We start from the raw sequence: 1248 nt of genomic DNA on the forward strand, positions 1-1248 counted from the left end.
TCGACTCGCTCACCTCCGAGTTCAGCTCGCTCCTGCCGCAGCAGGGCCAGGGCCAGCAGGGCGCACAGGGCCAGGGTCAGGGTCAGGGCGGCGACGGCAGGGGCGGCGAGGGCCGCGGCGACGGTCCCCAGGCCAGCGGGCGGACCGACGGTGACGTCGTGCCCGTGCCGGCGCGCGGCGGGGGTGAGGGCGCATGACCACACCATCCGTCCTCGCGGGCCGGTACGAGATCGGCGAGACCCTCGGCTTCGGCGGCATGTCGGAGGTCCACCGGGGTCGGGACACGGTTCTCGGCCGCGACGTCGCCGTGAAGATCATGCGGCCCGAGCTGGCCCGCGACGAGACCTTCTACCAGCGCTTCCGCCGCGAGGCGCAGAACTCGGCGTCGCTCAACCACCCGTCGATCGTCGCGATCTACGACCAGGGCGAGGAACACACCGACGAGGGCTCCCTGCCGTACATCGTCATGGAGCTCGTCGAGGGCGACACCCTGCGCGACATCATCCGGATGGACGGCCCGATGCCACTCGAGCGGGCGCTCGGCGTGATGGCCGACGTGTGCGGGGCGCTCGACTTCTCGCACAAGAAGGGCATCATCCACCGCGACGTCAAGCCGGCCAACGTCATGATCTCCCGCGACGGCGCGGTCAAGGTCATGGACTTCGGCATCGCGCGCGCGGTCAGCGACTCCTCGTCGACGCTCACCACCACGTCGTCGGTCCTCGGCACCGCGCAGTACCTGAGCCCGGAGCAGGCGCGCGGCGAGACCGTCGACGCCCGGTCGGACCTGTACTCCGCCGGTTGCGTGCTCTACGAGATGGTCGCCGGGGTGCCGCCGTTCACGGGCGAGTCGCCGGTCGCGGTGGCGTACCAGCACGTCCGCGAGTCCCCGCGGCCGCCGTCGGCGGTCAACCCGGAGGTGACGCGGTACGTCGACGCGGTGGTCATGCAGGCCATGGCCAAGAACCCGGAGAACCGCTACACCTCGGCCGGGGAGATGCGCACCGACCTCATCACGGTGCTCACCGGCGGCCGTCCGGCGGCGCCGTTGGTGTTGTCCGACGACGACCTCGACGACGACGAGCGGCCCGACGCGCCACACGGGTTCACCGGCGCGGGGTACGGGACGGGCCGGCCCCAGCAGTCTCCGTCGGATGCGCTCACCGAGGCCCACGATCTGGCGGGCGTGACCGGTGGCGCGGCCGGCGGAGCCGCGGGTGCCGCGGCGGGGTCCCGTCCCGCGTCCCA

At 72.7% G+C, this 1248-nt stretch carries 2 protein-coding genes; both read left to right on the forward strand.

What is annotated here, in order from left to right; genetic code table 11:
* On the forward strand, positions 1-197 hold a 197-nt coding region (locus tag G6030_RS07775; RefSeq protein WP_182642727.1), incomplete at its 5' end, for a hypothetical protein.
* On the forward strand, positions 194-1248 hold a 1055-nt coding region (pknB, locus tag G6030_RS07780), incomplete at its 3' end, for a Stk1 family PASTA domain-containing Ser/Thr kinase (protein WP_182642728.1). The genes G6030_RS07775 and pknB, both read left to right, overlap by 4 nt.

Source organism: Dietzia sp. E1 (genome assembly GCF_014145015.1).
Lineage (GTDB): Bacteria > Actinomycetota > Actinomycetes > Mycobacteriales > Mycobacteriaceae > Dietzia > Dietzia cinnamea_A.